Annotated in this window: 17 protein-coding genes and 1 pseudogene; 11 read left to right on the forward strand and 7 right to left on the reverse strand. The window is 52.5% G+C overall.

All coding sequences use genetic code 11. From position 1 onward, the window contains the following. The first annotated feature begins 121 nt into the window (after positions 1–121). The gene (gene rpoH / locus K6K13_RS00515; RefSeq protein WP_222159089.1) at positions 122–979 is read left to right on the forward strand and encodes an RNA polymerase sigma factor RpoH; all 858 of its coding nucleotides are present in this window, start codon (positions 122–124) and stop codon (positions 977–979) included. An 87-nt stretch (positions 980–1,066) separates the two neighbouring features. On the opposite strand, the gene K6K13_RS00520 is transcribed toward rpoH, so the two are convergent. The 3 genes from K6K13_RS00520 to panM form a co-directional block, all read right to left on the reverse strand. Further along, entirely contained in the window at positions 1,067–1,885 is an 819-nt protein-coding gene (locus K6K13_RS00520; protein WP_222159090.1) for a hypothetical protein, read from the reverse strand. Between the two features lie 475 nt (positions 1,886–2,360). Then, positions 2,361–2,996: a hypothetical protein gene (locus tag K6K13_RS00525; protein ID WP_222159091.1), complete on the reverse strand. Its 636-nt coding sequence runs from the start codon at positions 2,994–2,996 to the stop codon at positions 2,361–2,363. Positions 2,997–3,408: 412 nt separating this feature from the next. Beyond that, a complete protein-coding gene (gene panM, locus K6K13_RS00530) occupies positions 3,409–3,810 on the reverse strand; it encodes an aspartate 1-decarboxylase autocleavage activator PanM (RefSeq protein ID WP_222159092.1) in 402 nt (133 codons plus the stop codon). A gap of 426 nt (positions 3,811–4,236) precedes the next feature. Between panM and K6K13_RS00535 the strand changes: the two genes are divergently transcribed. From K6K13_RS00535 to K6K13_RS00560, 6 genes are all read left to right on the forward strand, one after another. Continuing rightward, positions 4,237–5,343: a branched-chain amino acid ABC transporter substrate-binding protein gene (locus K6K13_RS00535; RefSeq protein ID WP_222159093.1), complete on the forward strand. Its 1,107-nt coding sequence runs from the start codon at positions 4,237–4,239 to the stop codon at positions 5,341–5,343. Between the two features lie 100 nt (positions 5,344–5,443). After that, positions 5,444–6,370 carry a high-affinity branched-chain amino acid ABC transporter permease LivH gene (gene livH / locus K6K13_RS00540; protein WP_222159094.1) on the forward strand — a complete coding sequence of 309 codons (927 nt, stop codon included), beginning with the start codon at positions 5,444–5,446 and terminating at the stop codon, positions 6,368–6,370. After that, the gene (locus tag K6K13_RS00545) at positions 6,367–7,647 is read left to right on the forward strand and encodes a high-affinity branched-chain amino acid ABC transporter permease LivM (RefSeq protein WP_222159095.1); all 1,281 of its coding nucleotides are present in this window, start codon (positions 6,367–6,369) and stop codon (positions 7,645–7,647) included. The genes livH and K6K13_RS00545 overlap by 4 nt, the downstream gene beginning before the upstream one ends. After that, entirely contained in the window at positions 7,644–8,414 is a 771-nt protein-coding gene (livG, locus tag K6K13_RS00550) for a high-affinity branched-chain amino acid ABC transporter ATP-binding protein LivG (protein ID WP_222159096.1), read from the forward strand. The genes K6K13_RS00545 and livG overlap by 4 nt, the downstream gene beginning before the upstream one ends. Before the next feature lie 5 nt (positions 8,415–8,419). Continuing rightward, positions 8,420–9,121 carry a high-affinity branched-chain amino acid ABC transporter ATP-binding protein LivF gene (livF, locus tag K6K13_RS00555; protein WP_222159097.1) on the forward strand — a complete coding sequence of 234 codons (702 nt, stop codon included), beginning with the start codon at positions 8,420–8,422 and terminating at the stop codon, positions 9,119–9,121. A gap of 98 nt (positions 9,122–9,219) precedes the next feature. Then, positions 9,220–10,407, forward strand: a complete 1,188-nt coding sequence (locus K6K13_RS00560) for an aminotransferase-like domain-containing protein (RefSeq protein ID WP_222159098.1) — start codon at positions 9,220–9,222, stop codon at positions 10,405–10,407. 63 nt (positions 10,408–10,470) lie between these two features. Here the strand turns inward: K6K13_RS00560 and K6K13_RS00565 are convergent, their stop codons facing one another. After that, positions 10,471–11,385 (reverse strand): LysR family transcriptional regulator, encoded by a 915-nt coding sequence (locus tag K6K13_RS00565; protein ID WP_222159099.1) that lies wholly within the window; start codon positions 11,383–11,385, stop codon positions 10,471–10,473. Positions 11,386–11,767: 382 nt separating this feature from the next. Here K6K13_RS00565 and K6K13_RS00570 point away from each other — a divergent pair. The 4 genes and pseudogenes from K6K13_RS00570 to K6K13_RS00585 all read left to right on the forward strand — a co-directional run bounded on the left by K6K13_RS00570 (position 11,768) and on the right by K6K13_RS00585 (position 15,518). Then, positions 11,768–13,075, forward strand: a pseudogene (locus K6K13_RS00570) (MFS transporter). A gap of 32 nt (positions 13,076–13,107) precedes the next feature. Next, the gene (gene ttdA / locus K6K13_RS00575) at positions 13,108–14,010 is read left to right on the forward strand and encodes a L(+)-tartrate dehydratase subunit alpha (protein WP_222159100.1); all 903 of its coding nucleotides are present in this window, start codon (positions 13,108–13,110) and stop codon (positions 14,008–14,010) included. Then, positions 14,007–14,594 carry a L(+)-tartrate dehydratase subunit beta gene (gene ttdB, locus K6K13_RS00580; protein WP_222159101.1) on the forward strand — a complete coding sequence of 196 codons (588 nt, stop codon included), beginning with the start codon at positions 14,007–14,009 and terminating at the stop codon, positions 14,592–14,594. Before ttdA ends, ttdB begins: the two co-directional genes overlap by 4 nt. 63 nt (positions 14,595–14,657) lie before the next feature. Then, complete coding sequence (locus K6K13_RS00585; protein WP_222159102.1) at positions 14,658–15,518, forward strand: fumarylacetoacetate hydrolase family protein; 861 nt, start codon at positions 14,658–14,660, stop codon at positions 15,516–15,518. A 33-nt stretch (positions 15,519–15,551) separates the two neighbouring features. Here the strand turns inward: K6K13_RS00585 and K6K13_RS00590 are convergent, their stop codons facing one another. The 3 genes from K6K13_RS00590 to K6K13_RS00600 form a co-directional block, all read right to left on the reverse strand. Beyond that, positions 15,552–17,204, reverse strand: coding sequence for a methyl-accepting chemotaxis protein (locus K6K13_RS00590; protein ID WP_222159103.1), 1,653 nt, complete (start codon positions 17,202–17,204; stop codon positions 15,552–15,554). Positions 17,205–17,641: 437 nt separating this feature from the next. Beyond that, entirely contained in the window at positions 17,642–19,279 is a 1,638-nt protein-coding gene (locus tag K6K13_RS00595) for a methyl-accepting chemotaxis protein (RefSeq protein ID WP_222159104.1), read from the reverse strand. A 395-nt stretch (positions 19,280–19,674) separates the two neighbouring features. Then, the gene (locus K6K13_RS00600) at positions 19,675–21,297 is read right to left on the reverse strand and encodes a methyl-accepting chemotaxis protein (RefSeq protein WP_222159105.1); all 1,623 of its coding nucleotides are present in this window, start codon (positions 21,295–21,297) and stop codon (positions 19,675–19,677) included. Positions 21,298–21,689: the final 392 nt, after the last annotated feature.

Genomic DNA, 21,689 nt, shown 5'->3' on the forward strand with positions numbered 1-21,689 from the left:
TGGCATAGGGCGTAGTCAAAGCTTTGTGCCGGAGCAGCAGTCAGGTGCATCGGTTTTGTTGTACATAATGTGAGGTTTAACGCTGTATTTTATTCACTCACGCTAATTGAAGAGGGGTCGAATGACCAAAGATATGCAAACTTTCACCTTAGTTCCCCAGGGCAGTCTGGAAGGGTATATTCGTGCCGCCAACGCCTATCCGATGCTGACGGCGGAGGAAGAGCGGGCACTGGCTGAACGGCTGCATTACGAGGGCGATCTGGAATCGGCGAAAGCGCTGATCCTGTCGCATCTGCGCTTTGTGATTCACGTGGCCCGTACCTATGCGGGTTATGGATTGCCCCAGGCAGACCTGATTCAAGAAGGCAATATCGGCCTGATGAAAGCGGTGCGCCGCTTCAACCCGGAAATGGGTGTGCGTCTGGTGTCCTTTGCGGTGCACTGGATCAAAGCCGAAATTCACGAATATGTGTTGCGTAACTGGCGTATCGTCAAGGTCGCGACCACCAAAGCGCAGCGCAAGCTGTTCTTTAACCTGCGTAAGACCAAACAGCGTCTGGGCTGGTTTAATCAGGACGAAGTAGAACTGGTGGCCCGTGAATTGGGTGTTACCAGCAAAGATGTGCGTGAGATGGAATCGCGTATGGCCGCGCAAGACATGACGTTCGATCCCACACCGGATGACGAATCGCATGATGGTCAGGCGATGGCACCCATGCTCTATCTTCAGGATAAATCGTCTGATTTCGCTGATGGCATCGAAGAAGATAACTGGGATAACCACGCAGCGGACAAGCTTGCCTATGCGTTGGAAGGACTGGACGAACGTAGCCAGCATATTATCCGAGCGCGCTGGTTGGATGACGATAACAAATCGACCTTGCAGGAACTGGCCGATCAATACGGCGTTTCCGCAGAACGTGTGCGTCAGTTAGAGAAAAATGCCATGAAGAAACTGCGGGCAGCGATTGAAGCCTGAAGCAGTAGCCCTTATTCCGGATAGTGAGAAGGCCAACGTATGTTGGCCTTTTTTGTTGCGCTTATTGAAGGATAAGTAGGGGGTGTTTTAGTCAGCGTAAGATGTGATTTCATCCCTGATTTCCTGGGGGATAAACAATTCGGTTTCTGTTGTTATTGAATAGTATTCTTTCTTTAAATGAAAATACTCACCATGCGTTTTTGACATTATATACATAAAATAAAAATCGTTTAATTTTTTTATATGCAATGCAAGTATTTCGTAATCCTTCTCATCAACTCTTTTCGTCAATATATCATTGAAAATAAATTCAGCTACCCTTGCGTTAGTAATGCTATTACTAACACGTTCGGTAATGCCTATGTCATGTTGATTCCTATATTCAAATTCAGGGGGTAAGAAATTTTTTTCAAGTGGTGTGTCATTATATATCAGTTGAATAAGAAAGTTCTGTATGCAATATGACCATCTTAACTCAATGTGTTCTTGTTCAATATGTTGTTTACGTGTCTCATCATGGGTGACTATATAATGGTGTGATGACATAAGGAGTAGTATGTCTTTGTAGATGTTCGATGCGGTATTGAATCGTTCCCATGTCGTATATCCAGTCCCGATGATATTCATTGCATATTTTATAATGAGAATCTGCAAGTATTCTATATCTTCTTTTTTGGGTCTTTTTTTATAAGGTAGACGCATCCAGGCATTGTTTAGTGTTTTTAAATGTTCAATTCTAACTGAGAGTTCATCATTCAATCTATTTATTTGTGTATCACAAAGCTCTCTTTTTTGATAGATCTTATTTTCTATTTTGAGTAAATCAGAATTGTATTTTGATACATTACTAATCGATTTTTCCTGGTTATAATATGATGGGTAAATATTTGATAATGTTATTTTCATTTTTTCTCCCTGATGTGAATGTGTTTATTAATGTCTATTGTTATTTAATTTTTTTAAAATTTCATACATAATGAACTCCTTTCACAGTCTTTATTATAAATTTATTAATGTTAATAGTGTTCTAACGAGCTTTGCATGACAGGAACTACAACAAGATTTGTTAGCATAGGGAAGTGGAGATATACCGTCATCTGTACCCTAGATTAACGAATGAAGTGTTTTATCACAAAGTAGAAAAATAATTGCATGAAGTGAGAACATCAGGGAGGCGTAGGATACCCGTAGATTTACATGGCGTAGCGTTACGATTCGTCACGTACAATACTCGATCAATGCTGCGTCGTTATCTGCCGTGGGGCTGATGAACCGCAGCCATTCGCACGCCACAAGGGCACCCCGCGTGCAAAACCCTTTGCTCTTAAAAATCAGACCAGCTTGGGCTGGTCTGATGAATTTATGCTAACCCTATGCAACATTACAGATGTTCAGTCACCTGTTCATAGTAGCTTAGCGCGATATCATGTTTGATATTCGCAGGGATTAAGGTTTGTCCGCGTTTGAAGTAGCCGTTTTTCATCAGAAAATCTACTTCTTTTCCTGTTTGCCGGGCTTGCAGATAGTCATCATAAAATCCGACAACCTCTTTTAAGCTGCAATAGAGCACGTCCTGCTGTGCGCATTCCTCACCGAAGGAGAGCTGACATAATGCAAGCGCCGCTTGTGCGTTGGCGATACCACAGGCCAGGTTATCGTGCACTTGTGATGTTGTTAAACGAGTGAAAACGTCATAAAAGAGTTTATTCTCTCTGTTTTGTGGTGCGTCAATATTTCTGTAGCCAAGTTCTCGAGAGAAATTATACAGGCAGCTTAGCCATACGGTATTTCTTAGCGTTGAATCAATCCGCTGTGTTTTTTGCTCATCCAACGTTAACGTGCAATGGGCGGATGTTATAAAATCCTCAATATTACGGTGTAAAAACTCGGATGTTTGAAAGACTTCCCAATCGGTGTCGCCACACTTTATTGCCGTAAGGGAATATTTAATACGCAATAGTTGCAGTTTTTTCATTGCTACCGAGGCAGGATTTATCTCGTTTTCAATTTTTTTCATAAAATTCATCCAGTTTGGTGATGGCGGCTCGTAATTTATGATTAATTTCACGTCGTGTCTCTACTGCCATTTCCGGTTGGCTTTCAATATCATTCTGTATTGTTAATAGGTTCTTATTGTAGACGTTAATAAGAGAGGAGTTCTGTTGCGGGACGGGATTATGCGTGCCCGTACTCGCAGATCTAATCTGCATCTGATCGTTTTCCAATGAGGTAAGGAGGAAAGAAATATATCTGATCCGCTATTCAGAGGATGCGTTTTCGTAGTAGAAGAAGCGATTTTTGAAGAGCGTGTAATGAGCTGCTTATAAGGAAGGGTAATACCAGTACGCGTGGGTTGTGCCATCACGCGTACTGGTTCGGCATGACTTTGCTCTGCTGGCGTATTGGCGCGTCATGCCATTGGTTAGCAGTTAACTTCGGGTGTAGAGCCACCCGCCTGACACGGGAAAGAATCCACAGCTTTCCATAAAGCGGTCCAGCACGATCTCATTCACGCCAGCATGATCGGCGGCTGTCAGCCAAAATTCCTTCACGCCCGGTAACTGGCGCACCACTTCCTGAATCAGGTGCAGGCCAACGCCGCGGCGACGCGTGGCTTCTCTGACCATCAGATCATCGAGTTCCGCGTATTCGCCATCAATTTCCACCATTACTGCTGCCAGCAAGCGGCCATTGAAGCGTGACGCAAACAGGCGCTGGTGCAGATCAAGGCTCTGTTCCAGTAGGTCGAGATTCTGGTGGGGCCAAATCTTGGCGAGATCAATTCTATCCTGGTCGCTGAATAACGAGAGACATTCGACGGCGAGCTTCATTTCGATAACCCTCTCAATGCGTTTGCATAAAGCATAGCTGTAGCCTAAAGCATAATGTAGTAGCGATGTAGATAAACAGTTGTGTAAGTTTTTCTGTACGGTTAATAGGGAAAATGTTTTCCTCACCGATGATTTTTCGAGTATTGAGTTGCCCATTGCTGCATAAAGCAGCATAACTGACTATATATAAAATAAATAGTGGCTTATAAGGCTGGTATTTTATGCTGTTTACACCGCTTGTTTCTAGTAGCGATAGTTGATTTGCAGCATAAAATTCCTGTTTAATGACATGAAAAATAACTCCTTATTAGCGAAGTATAGCTAATAAAAAGCCTAACCTGTTCTTACTTATAAGAAAAAGATTGAGTACGGCGGGTTGATACAGGTTTGCAGGCGAACTCCATAACGACAGATAGGGTGAATCGAATGAAAGTAGCTAAAGGTAAAGTCGTACTGTTAGGGTGTATGGCAGCAGCGTTCGCACAGATGGCTAATGCAGAAGACATCAAAGTTGCCGTTGTCGGTGCCATGTCCGGCTCGGTTGCCCAGTATGGCGACATGGAATTTATCGGTGCGCGTCAGGCGATTGCTGACATCAATGCCAAAGGTGGCGTGAAGGGCAACAAACTGGTTGCCGTGGAATATGATGATGCGTGTGACCCGAAACAGGCGGTTGCCGTTGCCAACAAAGTGATTAACGATGGCATTCGTTACGTGATTGGTCACCTGTGCTCCTCTTCCACCCAGCCGGCCTCTGATATCTATGAAGACGAAGGCGTGCTGATGATTACGCCAGCGGCGACTGCACCGGATCTGACTACCCGTGGTTACAAACTGGTGCTGCGCACCACCGGTCTGGATTCCGATCAGGGCCCGACCGCCGCTAACTATATCGTGAATACCATTAAACCGCAGCGTATCGCTGTGGTACACGACAAGCAGCAGTACGGTGAAGGTCTGGCTCGCTCGGTTCAGGACAGCCTGAAAAAAGCAGGTGCCAACGTGGTGCTGTTTGAAGGCGTAACCGCTGGGGATAAAGATTTCTCCACGCTGGTGGCGCGTTTGAAGAAAGAGAACGTGGATTTCGTTTACTTTGGCGGTTACTACCCGGAAATGGGCCAGATTCTGCGTCAGGCGCGTCAGGCTGGGTTGACCACCAAATTCATGGGACCGGAAGGGGTGGGCAACTCCTCACTGTCCAACATCGCGGGCGCGGCGTCTGAAGGTATGCTGGTGACCCTGCCGAAACGTTATGACCAGGTTCCTGCTAACCAGCCGATCGTGGATGCGCTGAAAGCGAAAAAACTGGATCCGACCGGCCCGTTCGTCTGGACCACCTACGCCGCGTTGCAGTCTCTGACCACCGCGATGGAGCGCAGCGGTGCAGAAACGGAAGCTATCGCAAAAGACCTGAAAGCCAACACCGTGGAGACCGTAATGGGTCCGTTGAGCTGGGATACAAAAGGTGACCTGAAAGGGTTTGAGTTTGGCGTATTCGAGTGGCATGCAGACGGCACTTCTAGCGCAAAATAATCGCTGCCGCCCACTCAGTTCCTGAACACCGATGCCCCCACCGCCTTCAGGCCGTGGGGGCAAAATCTTAAGGTGTAAAGGTTAATTCTAAGGTAAAGGTATGTCCGAGCAGTTCCTCTATTTCCTTCAGCAAATGTTCAACGGCGTGACGTTGGGCAGCACTTATGCGCTGATTGCCATTGGCTACACCATGGTTTACGGCATTATCGGCATGATTAACTTCGCCCACGGCGAGGTCTACATGATCGGTAGCTATGTCTCTTTTATCGTTATCGCTGCACTGATGATGATCGGTATCGACGTCAGCTGGGTGCTGATCGGTGCCGGATTTATCGCGGCCATTGTGATCGCCAGCGCTTACGGCTGGAGCATCGAGCGGGTGGCCTATAAGCCGGTGCGTAACTCCAAGCGCCTGATTGCGCTTATTTCCGCCATCGGGATGTCCATCTTTCTGCAAAACTACGTCAGCCTGACGCAAGGTTCGCGCGATGTGGCACTGCCGACGTTGGTGCATGGTCAACTGGTTGTCGGGGAAAGCAACGGTTTCGCCGCCACCATTACCACCATGCAGGTGACCATCTGGATTGTCACCTTCATCACGATGCTGGCACTCACCACCTTTATTCGCTATTCCCGCATGGGGCGCGCTTGCCGTGCCTGCGCGGAAGATCTGAAAATGGCCAGCCTGCTGGGCATCAGCACTGACCGCGTGATTTCGTTGACCTTTGTGATCGGTGCGGCGATGGCGGCGGTCGCTGGCGTGTTGCTGGGCCAATTCTATGGTGTGATCAACCCCTATATCGGCTTTATGGCGGGCATGAAAGCCTTTACCGCCGCGGTGTTAGGCGGGATCGGCAGCATCCCGGGTGCCATGATTGGCGGCCTGGTGCTGGGGGTGGCGGAAGCCCTGACCAGTGCCTACCTGAGTACGGAGTACAAAGACGTGGTGTCGTTCGCGTTGTTGATTGCGGTGCTGTTGGTGATGCCAACCGGCATTCTGGGCCGCCCGGAGGTTGAGAAAGTATGAAGCAGCTCAACCTGTTAAATGCGGTGATATCGGCGTTTACGCTGCTGGTGCTGGCGGCGTTCCTGATGGGAATGCAACTGGGGCTGGATGGCACTACGTTGGTGGTGCGTGGGGCAGATGCCGTGCGCTGGAACCTGATCGGCGTGGGTTGCGTGGTGGTGTTCTTCTTCCAACTGCTGCGCCCCTTCTTCCAAAGCGTAATGCGGAAACTGTCTGGCGGTGGTGCCTCACTGGTGCTTCCGAGCTTTGACGGCAGTACGCCGCGTCAAAAAGTGCTGGCGGCGGTGCTGATTATTATTGCGGTGGCCTGGCCGTTTTTGGTGTCGCGCGGTTCGGTGGATATCGCCACGCTGACGCTGATCTATGTCATGCTGGGCCTGGGGCTGAACGTTGTCGTGGGGCTGTCGGGTTTGCTGGTGTTGGGCTACGGTGGTTTCTACGCCATTGGCGCTTACACCTACGCGCTGCTGAACCATTATTACGGGCTGGGCTTCTGGCAGAGTCTGCCGCTGGCGGGTATCGCGGCTGGGTTGTCCGGTTTCCTGCTTGGTTTCCCGGTGTTACGCCTGCGCGGTGACTATCTGGCGATTGTGACGCTCGGTTTCGGTGAAATCGTGCGTATCCTGCTGCTCAACAACACGGAGTTTACCGGTGGCCCGAACGGCATCAGCCAGATTCCCAAACCTACCTTCTTTGGGCTGGAGTTCAGTCGCCGGGTTAGCGAAGACGGTTGGGGCACCTTCCACGAGATGTTTGGCCTGAAGTATGATCCCAGCGATCGCATCATTTTCCTGTATCTGGTGGCGCTGCTGCTGGTTATCGCCACCCTATTTGTCATCAACCGGTTATTGCGTATGCCGCTGGGGCGTGCCTGGGAAGCGCTGCGTGACGATGAGATTGCCTGTCGTTCGTTAGGATTAAGCCCAACCCGTATCAAACTGACGGCGTTTACCATCAGTGCGGCGTTTGCCGGTTTTGCTGGCACGCTGTTTGCCGCGCGTCAGGGGTTTGTCAGTCCGGAATCCTTTACCTTTGCTGAATCAGCGTTCGTGCTCGCCATTGTGGTGTTAGGCGGTATGGGCTCTCAGTTCGCGGTGATCCTCGCGGCCATTCTGTTGGTGGTATCGCGTGAATTGATGCGCGATCTGAACGAGTACAGCATGCTGCTGCTGGGTGCGCTGATGGTGCTGATGATGATTTGGCGTCCGCAAGGACTGTTGCCGATGAAGCGCCCAGAGATGAAGCTGAAGGTTGAGAAGAAGGAAGAACAGGCATGAGTACGCAACCATTATTATCGGTTCGTGGCCTGACCATGCGCTTTGGCGGCTTGCTGGCGGTCAACAATGTGGAATTGGATCTGAATCAGGGTGAAATCGTCTCTCTGATTGGGCCGAACGGTGCGGGTAAAACCACGGTGTTTAACTGCCTGACCGGTTTTTATCGCCCGACGGGCGGCACCATCATGCTGCGCGACCGCCATCTTGAAGGGCTGCCGGGACAGCAGATTGCCCGGATGGGCGTGGTGCGAACCTTCCAACATGTGCGTCTGTTCCGCGAAATGACGGTGATTGAAAACCTGCTGGTGGCGCAACATCAACACCTGAAAAGCGGCGTGTTTGCCGGCCTGCTGAAAACGCCGGGTTTCCGTCGCTCGGAAGCCCAAGCGCAAGAGCTGGGCGCCATGTGGCTGGAGCGCGTTGGTCTGCTTGATTTGGCTAACCGTCAGGCAGGCAATCTGGCGTATGGTCAGCAGCGCCGTCTGGAGATTGCGCGTTGCATGATGACGCGCCCGGAAGTGTTGATGCTGGATGAGCCAGCTGCCGGGCTGAACCCGAAAGAGACCGACGAACTGGATCACCTGATTGCTGAGTTGCGCGATCGTCACCAGGTGTCGGTGCTGCTGATCGAGCACGATATGAAGCTGGTGATGGGCATTTCCGACCGCATTTACGTGGTGAATCAGGGAACGCCTCTGGCGCAGGGAACACCGGTTGAAATTCGTAATAACCCGGACGTGATCCGCGCGTATCTCGGGGAAGGATAAGCACTATGTTGTCATTTAATCAGGTTTCAGCGCATTACGGAAAAATCCAGGCGCTGCATGACGTGAGTCTGCACATCGAACAGGGTGAAATCGTGACGCTGATTGGCGCCAACGGCGCGGGGAAAACCACGCTGCTCGGCACCCTGTGTGGCGATCCGCGTGCGACGGCGGGCTCCATCATTTATGATGGAAAAGACATCACCCAGTGGCAAACGGCGCAGATCATGCGTGAAGCTATCGCCATTGTGCCGGAAGGCCGCCGCGTGTTTTCACGCATGACGGTGGAAGAGAATCTGGCGATGGGGGGCTTCTTTGCTGACAAGGAGCAGTATCAGTCGCGCATTGCGCGGGTATACGATCTGTTCCCACGTCTGTATGAGCGCCGCGCGCAGCGTTCCGGCACCATGTCCGGCGGTGAGCAGCAGATGCTGGCTATCGGACGCGCGCTGATGAGCCAACCGCGCTTGCTGCTGCTGGATGAGCCTTCTCTGGGGCTGGCACCGATTATTATTTTGCAGATTTTTGATACTATCGCTCAACTGCGCGAAGAAGGGATGACTATCTTCCTGGTCGAGCAGAATGCGAATCAGGCGCTGAAATTGGCGGATCGTGGTTATGTGCTGGAGAATGGTCGGGTAGTATTGGAAGATACGGGTGCCGCCTTGCTGGCAAATGAGGCCGTGCGTTCTGCCTATCTCGGTGGATAACCCTGTCTGAGCGACCAATATTGCGCGACAATCGTCGTGTCTGGGTGGGCCAGCGTTGTCTGGCCCATCGTGTTATCTGATGAATCAAGAGAATGAAAATGGCAACGGAAGGATTACTGTCTCAGCGTATGGCGAGACTGAAAAGCTCGGCGATTCGGGAATTGTTGAAACACAGCAAGATGGATCATGTGATTTCTCTGGCTGGGGGAATTCCTTCAGATGCCTTGTTTGATTTTGAGGGATTAAACCAGGCGACCCAGCGTGCGATTACCGAGCAGCCGAAAAATGCGTTTCAGTATGGTTTGACAGAAGGCAGCGATACGCTGCGTGTGCGTATTGCTGAACTGTGCGCGCTGCGCGGTGTGAAAACCCACGCCGACGATATGGTGGTCACGGCTGGCTCGCAGCAGGCGTTGGATCTGGTGATGCGCTCGCTGATTGACCCGAATGATGTGGTGGTGGTGGAACGCCCGACCTATCTGGCGGCACTGCAAACGCTGGAACTGGCAGAAGCGCGCGTGATGTCGGTCGCGTCTGACAAAGACGGCATGGTGGTGGACGAGCTGGAAACCCTGCTGCACACCCAGCGCATCAAAGCGGTGTATCTGGTGCCGAACTTTGGTAATCCGAGCGGCGTGGTGCTGAATGAAGCCCGTCGTCGCCAGTTGATTACCCTCGCCGATCGCTACGGCTTTGTGATCATTGAAGATGACCCCTACGGAGAACTGCGTTTCACCGACGAGCGCAACCCGACGCTGTTCCAGCTTGGGCAAGAGATGCTGGGCCACAACGATGCGGTGATCTACACCTCCACCTTCTCAAAAATTCTGGCGCCGGGCCTGCGCCTCGGCTGGGCCATCCTGCCGCAGTGGCTGCTGCATAAAGTGGCGACCATCAAGCAGGCGGCAGATTTGCATGCCAGCTCGCTGTCGCAAACCATCGCGGAATACTATCTGGCATCGGGGCGTTTACCGACCCAAATCGACAAGATTCGCGAAGCCTACAAGCACAAGGGTGAACTGCTGGGATCGCTGATTGAGCAAGAGCTGGGCGATGTGATCGCTTTCAACAAACCCAAAGGCGGCATGTTCCTGTGGGCGCGCTTCCGCGAGCCGTTCAACACCACGCAGTGGCTGGAAAAAACGCTGGAACAGGGCGTAGTGTTCGTGCCGGGTGAATTCTTCTTCCCGGAACGCCCTGATTACGCCACGCTGCGTTTTTCGTTTGCTACCGCAACGGATGAGCAGATGCACGAGGCGGTTGCTCGCCTGAAACGCGCACTCTAAGTTGAGTGGTGTACCAAAACCGCTGCCGGTGGGCAGCGGTTGCTTCCGACGTTAAACCGCGCCTCAGCACAGTTGCCGAATCAGATGCGGCAGTTCCTGACTGACGATTTCCAGCAACGCATCGCGCGCCGCATCTGGCGCATTTCCTACCCACGCCACCGCCAGCGGTAAGGCAGTAAACGCCCCTTCACCATGATCGATAGTCACAAAACGCACGTGCGGGGTTGCCATGCGCGCCGCCCAGCGCGGCATGATGGCTCCCCCCACTTTGCTTGCCACCATACTGAGGATGGTTTGTTTTTCATCGACAAGTTGCACAATATGCGGTTTAAGCCCGGCCGCGTTGAACAGCTTGATGGTGACATCGTGGCTGTGCGGTCGTGCGCGGCGCGCCGGTACGATCAGCGGCAGCGTGGCGATATCCTCAATGGTCACGCTGCGGCGCGTCGCTAACGGATGGCGCTCGGCGATGGCGAGCACCACATTTTCATGGAGCAGAAAGCGGGTAGTGAGTTGCGGATCGCTCTCTTTCATCGGGCGGATAAATGCCATATCCAGTTGGCCGGATTTCAACTTGGGCAGCAGTTGCGCCGTTTTGTTTTCATCGATGCGCACATCCACATCGGGGCAGGCGTGACGAAATGCGGGTAGCAGGTGAGGCACCAGCGCAATCGCCGCGCTGTCGATGGCCCCAATGCGCAGGGTGTGTGCCTGAAGGCGTCCCTGACGGCGAAAGTGGGCTTCCAGCGCATCCACCTCAGCCACGATTTTCTTCCCTTCTTCCAACAGCTTGTGGCCGTGTGCCGTAAGCGCCACGCTGCGCGTGGAGCGCACAAACAGACGCACATTGAGGCTTTCTTCCAACAGGCGGATATGACGTCCGAGGGCGGAGGGCAGCATATCAAGCTGCTGGGCCGCGTGGCCGAAGTGTAGTGCATCTGCCACCGCAATAAAGCAGCGCAACTGGCGGAGTTCCATGGGCAACCCTCAGTAGTAGGTAGAGCGAGCGCGTAGATAATAGCGCCGTTTTTAGCCTGAACAAGCGGTGAAAAAACGCTCACGTTGTTGGCGGTGATCCCTATCACAGAACCGTAAGACGCAAAACGGGGGAGATTGTTAATAACCCGTATCTCAGCTGTGTGTTTTTATCGCATTTCCACATTAAAAATAGGTGAATATTGATCGCCATCATCGAATTCAGCACCGCCCTGATGACGCCGCTGGATTATGCAAATTATTTATATAATCCCAGGTGAATGATCCCGCCACGGTTCTGACGCATAGTCTGATCAGAAATAACGTGTATTAACCAGTCTTATTATTTTTTTCCTACTCTTACCCTATTATTCTGGAATGCATAATGAAAACAGATATTGAAAGTGTGACGCTGAAAAAGATCACCTGGCGGATTATACCCTATGTCATGGTGGTTTATTTTGTCGGCTTTTTTGACCGTATTAATATTGGTTTTGCCGCGTTAACCATGAATCAGGATTTAGGTTTTTCCGATGCGGTTTTTGGTTTGGGTGCGGGTTTATTTTTTCTCGGTTATTTTCTTACGGATGTACCTTCTAACATTATTTTGCAGAAAGTCGGTCCACGTATTTGGCTGACGCGTATTTTGTTGAGCTGGGCCGTGATCACCGCATTTATGATTACTGTGAAAACCGTAGAAGGTTTTTATATTCTGCGTTTTTTGCTGGGTGTCGCGGAAGCCGGTTCTTTCTCCGGCATTATTCTCTACCTCAGCACCTGGTTTCCAATGAAACGGCGGGCGCAGATGATCGCCCTGTTTATGGCCGCCGCCCCGATTTCTGCGATGGTTGGCTCACCGCTGGCAGGGGCTATTCTTAGCGCGCACGGTGCGCTTGGTCTGGCGGGCTGGCAGTTAATGTTCCTGATTTGTACCGTCGCGGCGACCCTAATGGGGGTGTTTACCTGATTCTATGTTAACGACAAGCCGGAGAAAAACCGCTGGTTGACGGCGGAAGAAACCCAGTGGTTGGTGGCGACGCTGGCGGCGGAAAAACAGAACAAAGGTGACGTAGTTAAAGTCAGTATCTGGAAAGGGCTGACGGATATTCGTGTTCTGACGCTGGCGGTGGTCTATTTCGGCACCTCTGCCGGGCTTTATTCTCTCAATATCTGGTCGCCGCAGTTCATTAAATCCTTTGGTTTGAGCACCATGGAGATTGGCCTTGTCAATGCGGTGCCTTCGGCCATGGCCGCGATTGCGATGGTACTGTGGGCGCGTCATTCCGATAAAACCAAAGAGCGCACCTGGCATGTGGTGAGCGCCTGCTTACTGGCGAGCACCGGGTTTGTGCTGGCGGGCTGGGCGCAGTCGTTACCGTTGGCGATTGCCGCACTTATCATGGCCAATATGGGAATTTCTTCCTGTAAACCGCCGATCTGGAGTATCCCGTCGCTTTTCTTGAGCGGGCCTGCCGCTGCTGCCGGACTGGCTGCCATCAACTCTATCGGTAATCTGGGCGGCTTTGCGGGCCCCGCGCTGATCGGCTGGCTGAAAAGCAACACCGGTAGCTTTTCCATTGCGCTGTATTGCGTCGCGGGCATGTTGGTGGTTTCCGCGCTATTAACCCTGTCTATTGAAGTGCGTCGTCGTCGTGACGAAGCAAAACTTGAATTAACCCATTCAACGAAATAAAGCCGTATCTGTTTTTTATTGGAGGTTGTGTGATGTCTCAAAATGATGTGTCGACATTGACAGAGATAATGACCCGCTTTACCGGGTACGTTGGCAAACGCCTGCCAACCGATGTCATCAAGAAACTGGAAGAATTACGCAGTAAGGAAAAAGATGAACTGTCGCTTGCCAAAGTGGTTTATGACTCGATGTTTGAAAACCAAAAGCAAGCGGATCTATTAGACCGCCCCTGTTGTCAGGATACTGGCGTTATTCAGTATTTTATTACAGCAGGCGCGGCATTCCCTTATTTGGGCGAACTGGAAGGCATATTACAGACGGCTACCGAAGAAGCCACGAAAAAAGCGCCATTACGCCATAATGCGGTCGAAACCTTTATTGAGAAAAATACCGGTACTAATACCGGATCGCGTATTCCGTGGCTCGATTGGGAAATAATTCCTCATGATGATAGCTGCACCATTGAAGTCTATATGGCGGGGGGCGGCTGTTCATTGCCGGGGGCCGCGAAAGTATTGATGCCGGGCCAGGGCTATGAAGGTGTTAACCAGTTCGTGTTTGATGTGATCACCTCTTACGGCGTGAATGCCTGTCCGCCACTGCTGGTTGGCGTCGGGGTCTCGACGTCGGTGGAGACGGCGGCGCGTCTGTCGAAAAAAGCGATTCTACGCCCGGTGGATTCGTCACACCCCAATGCTGATGCGGCGAAGATGGAGAAACTGCTGGAAGAGGGGCTGAACAGCGTGGGTCTGGGACCACAAGGACTGGGCGGAGCCTCATCGGTGATGGGGGTCAATATCGAGTCCTCTGCGCGTCACCCTTCCACCATTGGCGTGGCGGTGTCGACTGGATGCTGGGCGCACCGTCGCGGCACCATCCGCTTCTCTGCTGATTTGTCCTATGAAATTCTTTCCCATAAAGGCGCCGTACTATGAAAAAAGTGCTTACTACCCCGATTAGCGACGAGGCGTTGGCCGAACTGAACATTGGTGACGTGGTGTACCTGACCGGTACGCTGGTGACCTGCCGCGACGTTGCTCACCGCCGTCTGATTGAGCTGGGCCGCGAATTGCCGGTCGATCTGCGTGGTGGCGCCATTTTCCACGCCGGGCCGATTGTGGTGGAAAAGGACGACGGCAGCTTTGAAATGATCTCCATCGGGCCAACCACCAGCATGCGCATGGAAAAATTCGAGAAAGAGTTTATCGAACAAACCGGCGTGAAGCTGATTGTCGGTAAAGGCGGCATGGGGCCGAACACCGAAGAGGGCTGCAAAACCTTCAAGGCGGTGCACGCCGTGTTCCCCGGCGGCTGTGCGGTGCTTGCCGCGACCTGCGTTGAAGAGATTGAGGATGCCCAGTGGCGCGATCTTGGCATGCCCGAAACGTTGTGGGTAAACCGGGTGAAAGCCTTTGGCCCGTTGATTATCTCGATCGACACCCACGGTAATAACCTGTTCGAGCAAAACAAGAAGGTCTACAACGCGCGCAAAGCGCCGGTGATTGCGGCCATCAACTAGCAGATTCGTTTTATCAAATAAGTTCTGGCGCGCTGCGCCAGTCTGAAACATTGAAGGTAACCTATGAAACTGGCAAGTTTTATTAACCCGGAAACCCGGCAAAAAACCTATGGGCGCATCGATGCTGACGGCATCATCGATCTGGGGCGGCGCTTTTCCGACATCTATGCGGATATTCCCGCGGCACTGCGCGCCGGTGCCTTGAAACAGTTTGAGGCGGTGCAGGGCGCGCCGGACTTTCGCTTTGAGCAGGTCACCTTTTTGCCGGTGATCGAACAGCCGGGAAAAATTCTGTGTGTTGGCATGAACTACATGGAAAAACGCATCGAATTCCAACAGACCGTTGACGCGCCAACCCTGTTTATCCGTTTTGCCGATACGCTGTCTGCCCACCGTCAGCCGCTGATGAAGCCGGAATCGAGCAACGAGTTTGACTATGAAGGTGAACTGGCCGTGGTGATCGGTCAACACGCGGATAACGTCAGTTGTGAAGCGGCGCTGGACGTGGTGGCAGGCTACAGCTGCTTTATGGATGGCTCGGTGCGCGATATGCAATACACCTGGTTTACCTCCGGCAAAAACTGGCGCCATACCGGCGGGTTTGGTCCCTGGATGGTCACCGCAGACGAGATTGGCGATCCGCAACAGCTGGATATCAGCACCTTCCTGAACGGTGTGCGCGTGCAGCATGATACCACCAACAATATGGTGCGCTCCGTGGCGGAGCTGATTGCCTACATTTCACGCTTTACGCCGCTGGCACCGGGGGACGTTATCATCACCGGTTCACCGGGGGGCGTGGGGAAAAAACGCACGCCGCCGCTGTTTATGAAAGCAGGTGATGTGGTGGAAGTGGAAATCAGCCAGATTGGGCGGCTGGTGAATACGGTTGCCGCAGAGCGTGATGTGTTGGCCTACGCCTGAGGCGGCTCCCAGCGTGGTCTGGGAGCCTGTGCGCTAAAACTGTGTCCAGTTCTCCCGGCTGCCCTGTGGTAGCGGGAGTTCGCGCGCTGGCGGGGAGCTTTGGGGCGTGGTGTGGGGCGGTAATGCCTTGCTGCTTGAGGCAATACGGAACATTTGCATCAGTGCTACCAGGTTGGCTGCCTGATCGTTCAGGCTTCCGGCCGCGCTGGCCGACTGTTCGACCAACGCGGCATTTTGTTGAGTCACGCGATCGAGCTGGTTGATTGCGCTGTGAACCTGCTCGATGCCCGACTCCTGTTCCCGCGTGGTTCCCCCGATGGTGGCGATCAGGTGGGCGACTTCACTTGCCTGAGCCACCAACGATGCAATGGTACTACCGGTCTCTTCAACCAGCGTAGATCCGGCATTCACGGTTTCGACGCTGTTATGGATCAGCGTTTTGATTTCCTTGGCGGCGGAGGCCGAGCGCTGCGCCAGTGAGCGAACCTCACCGGCCACCACGGCAAAACCGCGCCCTTGCTCGCCCGCACGGGCGGCCTCGACGGCGGCGTTTAGCGCCAGAATATTGGTTTGAAACGCAATGCCATCAATTACGCCGATAATATCGCTGATTTGGCCGGAACTGGCGGTAATGGCTTTCATGGTCGCCACGATCTGGTTAACGGCTTCTCCGCCTTTCGCCGCTGTGGCACTGGCCTGATTAGCGAGCTGTGTGGCGCTGTGTACCGCATCGGCGTTTTGACGTACCGCCTGGCTTATCTGTTCCATTGCGGCGGCAGTTTGCTGCAAATTTGCCGCCTGCTCTTCTGTGCGTTGGCTCAGATCGGTACTGCCGATGGCAATCTCGCTGGAGCCGGTGGCGATGGATTCGCTACTGTGCCGCACCTGCTCCACCATGGCGCTCAAACTGTTACGCATGGTGTTCATGGCGGCCAGCATGCTGCTGCTGTCGTTAGCGCGCAAGGTAATCGCTGTGGCTAAATCACCTTGAGCGACTTGCTGAGTAATGAGGGTTGCATAGGCCGGTTCGCCACCCAGTTGTTTTTTCAAGGTATAGGCTATCAGGAAGGCGATCAGCGCACCCAGCACCGTTGCCAGCAGCGCCAGAAGTAACATCAGGTTTCCACCATTGCTGGCCTGCGCCATGGCTTGTTGGGCCAGCTTTATCGCCTGAGCTTTTTGCAGTTCAATCATTTCATCCAGCGTTTTGAACACCGGTAACTGCGCGCGCCGCATCTCATCCAGCTTCATTTTTTCTTCCGCGTTATCGCTGAGTTCTCGGGCAACGGCTTCGCTGACCGCTTTCATATAGGCTGGGAGTACCTGACCAAGCTGTGCCAACAGTGCTTTCCCGGCGGGAATGCTGGCATTGTGGTTCAATGTTTCCAGTAGCTCAGTATTCCGGGCAATCGTAAGGTCAATCACCCGCTTCTCTTCCAGTTTACGGGCACGATCCTGATACAGCGCCATATTGCGCACGGAACGGGCGACGGCATCAAATCCGGTTTTTAATTCCTGCGTGATTAACAGATTATTAAGCGAACGGTTGGCGAGCAGTTCAATATCTTTACCCAGTGAAATCAACTGAGAGCGACCAAGAATGGCCACGCACACGCTGATGATAATCACTGACGCAAAGCCCGAGCCCAACATGGTGTTGACTTTCATCTTTTTAATAAATTGCATAAGTGTCCCTATTCCTTATATACCCGTCATACTTCAAGTTGCAGGTGCGTTGGCTGCGTTCACTCACCCGAATCACTTACCGGAGTAAGCTCATCGGGATTCCTTCACTTGCCGCCTTCCTGCTACTCGAATTATTTAGAGTAAAGCGTCCTGATGTGTGGCTGCGTCCTTAACGCGCGTCTTGTGCGTGATTATTAATGAATATTTGCTGAAAAGATAAGCGTGATAAAAAGCGGTAAATAATAGAATGGGGCGTCCGCTTGGTTTAGTGCGGAAAGATATTGTGCTGTATTAAGGAAAATCGTTTCTGGTGCACGGGCCTGCGCTTCATTTAATTTTGCTTAGTGAGTGATAATATAAACTATCAAAAAAGCGTACTTTTTACTGGTGTGAAACTCCCGCCATTAAATACCGTGTCGGGAGCCGTAGTGATTAGGTTAGAAACGTTCCCACTGTGCACCCTGCATTAGCTTGGGCGTTGGCGTTATGATGGTTTTTACAGGTGCCTGCGGCGCTAACGATTGGCGTTGTACATGACTGCCCGCGCGCAAGCGAAATACGTGCATCAAATCAACCAGACTGGCCGATTGTTCGTTAAGGCTGTCAGCGGCGCTGGCAGATTCTTCCACCAGCGCGGCATTTTGCTGTGTGACCTGATCGAGCTGTGCGATGCCCGCTTCCTGTTCCTGCGTGGTAACGCCGATTTCGGCAATCAGGTTTGCGACGCTATGGGCCTGACGCACGGATGCCTCAAGGGTGGCTCCCGCATGTTCAACCTGCTGTGAGCCGCTACCCACCTTCTCAACGCTATCGCTAATCAGCGTTTTGATCTCTTTGGCCGCAGACGCAGAACGTTGCGCCAGTGAACGAACTTCTCCGGCAACCACGGCAAAGCCGCGCCCTTGCTCCCCGGCGCGCGCTGCTTCGACCGCCGCGTTCAGCGCCAGAATATTGGTCTGAAAAGCAATGCCGTCAATAACCCCGATAATATCGCCAATCTTGCTGGAACTGGCGGCGATATCCTTCATGGTTGACACAATATGATTGACGGCTTCACCGCTCTGGGCGGCAGTGGTGCTGGCCTGATGGGCTAATTGTGTGGCGTTGCGTACGGTCTCGCCGCTTTGGCGCACCGTTTGGCTAATCTGCTCCATGGCGGCGGCGGTTTGTTGCAAGCTAGCGGCTTGCTCTTCCGTGCGTTGGCTGAGGTCGGCGCTGCCTGCGGCAATCTGGCTGGAGCCTGTTGCGATAGCTTCGCTGCTTTGCCGCACCTGATCCACCATGTCGCTCAAGCTGTTGCGCATCTCATTCAGAGAGGCCAGCATACTGCTGCTGTCGTTGGCGCGCAGCGTAATCTCCACCGCCAGATTGCCTTGGGCAATGTGGGTTGCATAGGCAAGTTCACCGCCCAGTTGTTGGCGCAGTGTGCGGGTGACCAGAAAGGAGACCAATGCCCCTAGCAACGCCGCCGCGATAGCCAGCGTTAGAATCAGATTCCCACCTCGCTCGGCCTGCGCAATGGTGCTTTGCGTGGTTGCCAACGCCTGCGCTTTCTGCACCTCCACCATGCTGTCCAGCGCGGCGAACACCGGTTTTTGCGTAGGCACCATGCGATTGAGAATGGTGTCACCGGTGCGGGCATGTTCATTCGGGTCGTCGGAGAGCCCCAATACCAGTGCCTCGTTTACCGCCTGGATGTAGGCAGGGCGCGCCTGGTTAAGCTGTTGCATCGATTGTCGAGCGGCAGGCGTTGACAGGTTTTTATCCAACGTGGCTAAAACGGCCGTGTTGTGGGCTATACGCTCATCAACAAGCTGTTTTTCCACTACTCTTTTTTGCCGATCGGGCTGTAGAGCGATGTTGCGCACAGTGCGGGCGACGGTGTCAAAGCTGCTTTTCACATCCTGAATCAGCAGCAGATTGGCAAGCGAGTCGCTGGAGAGCGCCTCCATGTTATTTCCCAGGGATACCAACTGTGACCGACCTAAAATGGCGACCAAAAGACCGATAATAATAACGCCGCTAAAGCCCGCGCCTAGTAGGGTACCGATCTTCATGGTTTTTATAATGCGCATAACGCTCCTTAATTAAACAATGTCCTGTGGGATGCGAATTTCTTTAATGCCGTATTTACGCCATAGGGGGAGGGATGTTTTATGCAAATAACGGCGATGAAAAACGCTATTTTTTTGTTGGGCGAAATAACGCGCCATTATTAGGAATATTTCAGGAAAAATAAACGGATAAAAATAGGTAGTTTTACCGGTGAGGGAAATAATAGTGACTGGCGGCTTACCGCTTTATTTTCTTTTTGTTTTATAATTTTATGATGAATGTAATCAAATATTCCTTTAATTTGATTTAAGAAAAAAGAATAACGCTTTCGCGCAAGGTGTATTTAGTATCACGTTAGCGGTATGTTTCTCTGGTGTGTTGCTATAAACGATGCCGCCGATATAGCGTGGTGCGGTTATTTATGCCCCAGTGCCATCGGCGCTGCGGTGGGACGCGGTGATGCACGGTACTGGAATGCGCCACCCTCTACCTGAAAGGCGCTCATCAGCTCAACCAGATGGCGCGCCTGATCGTTCAGGCTCTCTGCCGCTCCGCTGGATTCCTCCACCAGCGCCGCATTTTGTTGTGTGACCTGATCCAATTGGGTGATGGCATCATTGATCTGATGAATGCCAGAACCCTGCTCGCGGGTGGTGACACCAATCTCATCAATCATATCGGCTACATGACGTGATTGACGCACCAGTTCATCGATGGTTTCTCCGGCATCGGTGACCAGTTTCGAGCCCGTTTCTACGCGGCTAACGCTATCCTGAATCAGCGTTTTGATCTCCTTGGCTGCTGACGCCGAGCGCTGTGCCAGCGAACGCACCTCACCTGCCACCACGGCGAAGCCGCGGCCTTGCTCTCCGGCGCGAGCCGCTTCCACCGCGGCGTTCAGGGCCAGAATGTTGGTCTGGAAGGCAATGCCGTCGATCACGGTGATGATGTCGCTGATCTTATGGGAACTGTCGCGAATGTCGGTCATGGTGCGCACGATATTGCCCACCGCCTCTCCACCTTTGGCGGCAGTGCTGCTGGCGGTGTTGGCAAGCTCAGTGGCGGAGCGTACCGTATCGGTGTTTTGCCGCAGCGTCTGGCTGATCTGCTCCATCGAGGCCGCCGTTTGTTGCAGACTGGCGGCCTGTTCTTCGGTGCGCTGGCTGAGATCGGTGCTGCCAGCGGCAATTTCACTGGCACCGGTCGAGATAGACTCGCTGCTTTCCCGCACCTGAATCACCAGTTTGCTCAGGCTGTCACGCATATGGTTCATGGCGGCCAGCAGACTGCTGTTATCCGCGTCGGCGAGCGTTACCGGAACGGCCAGATTACCCTGCGCAATTTCTTGTACCACTTGCATCGCGTAGAGCGGTTCGCCGCCCAGCAGCTTTTTAATATGGCGAGTGATAAACCAGGCGATAACGGCGGCTAACAGCGCGGAAAGGGCCGCCAGCATCAGCAGGCTGTTACCATCCTCCTCGGCCTCAGCCACGGCATTGGTCGCTATCTGGGTCGTGAGATCTTTTTGCAGTTTGATCATGGTGTTGAGGTTGCCGAACATGGCCGTTTGCACCGGTTCCAACTGACCTTTCACCAGCACCGCCGCTTCTGTCTGACGATCGGTCAGCGTCATGCCGATCGCTTCACGTCCCAGTTTGGCGAAGGCGACGCGATTTTGCTGAAGCTCTCCCAAGATGGCGCGTATCTCTTTGGCATGCAGATTGGCTTCCAGTTGCTCCACCAGTTTGCCGTTTTGCGCGCTGGTTTTTTCAATCAATGCCTGGCTGTCGCTCAGCTCATTTTTGTCTGTCATCAGCAGCATGCGCAGCGTGGCTTTAATGGTGACGTTCAGGTTGTCTTTCAGTTCCTGTAATACAAACAGGTTGTTCAGGTGCTGTTTGGCCAGGCCGTCGGTGGTTTGGCCCAAACCGGCAAGGTGCATGCGGCCAAAACCCGCGACCAGCACGCCGATAATGATCACAGCAGCAAACCCACTGCCGAGTAATGTTCCCAATTTGATGTTGCGTATGCGCTGCATATGTTCCCCATTTTTTTTCGAGTTTGTCGGTAAAGCAGGTTCGCCTCTGCACGGCATAAGAAGAGGTGAGTCATCCTGGCATTGCTCAATGCGTCCATTCATGAGAACGGTGTTACGCACGCACAGTGATAGTTATGCTTGCATCATCAATGGTTTATTTACTTTATTATTCGTTTGCTGTGTGATTTCACGCGGTAAATGAGTAAAAAAACAGATGATGTCTTTGGTATCGGCACTCCGTCGGTAAACATTTATCCCGGACCGCGATATGGGCCACAAATCTTGTCGGTAATTCTGCTACGCAAGCGTGACGGACAGGGTGTCATGCGGGTGTCATCGTTTGGTTATCTTGCTGTCATGCGTCCGTGCCATGTTACCCCTCGACCAAGAAA

It is taken from the genome of Symbiopectobacterium purcellii (assembly GCF_019797845.1).
GTDB lineage: Bacteria > Pseudomonadota > Gammaproteobacteria > Enterobacterales > Enterobacteriaceae > Symbiopectobacterium > Symbiopectobacterium purcellii.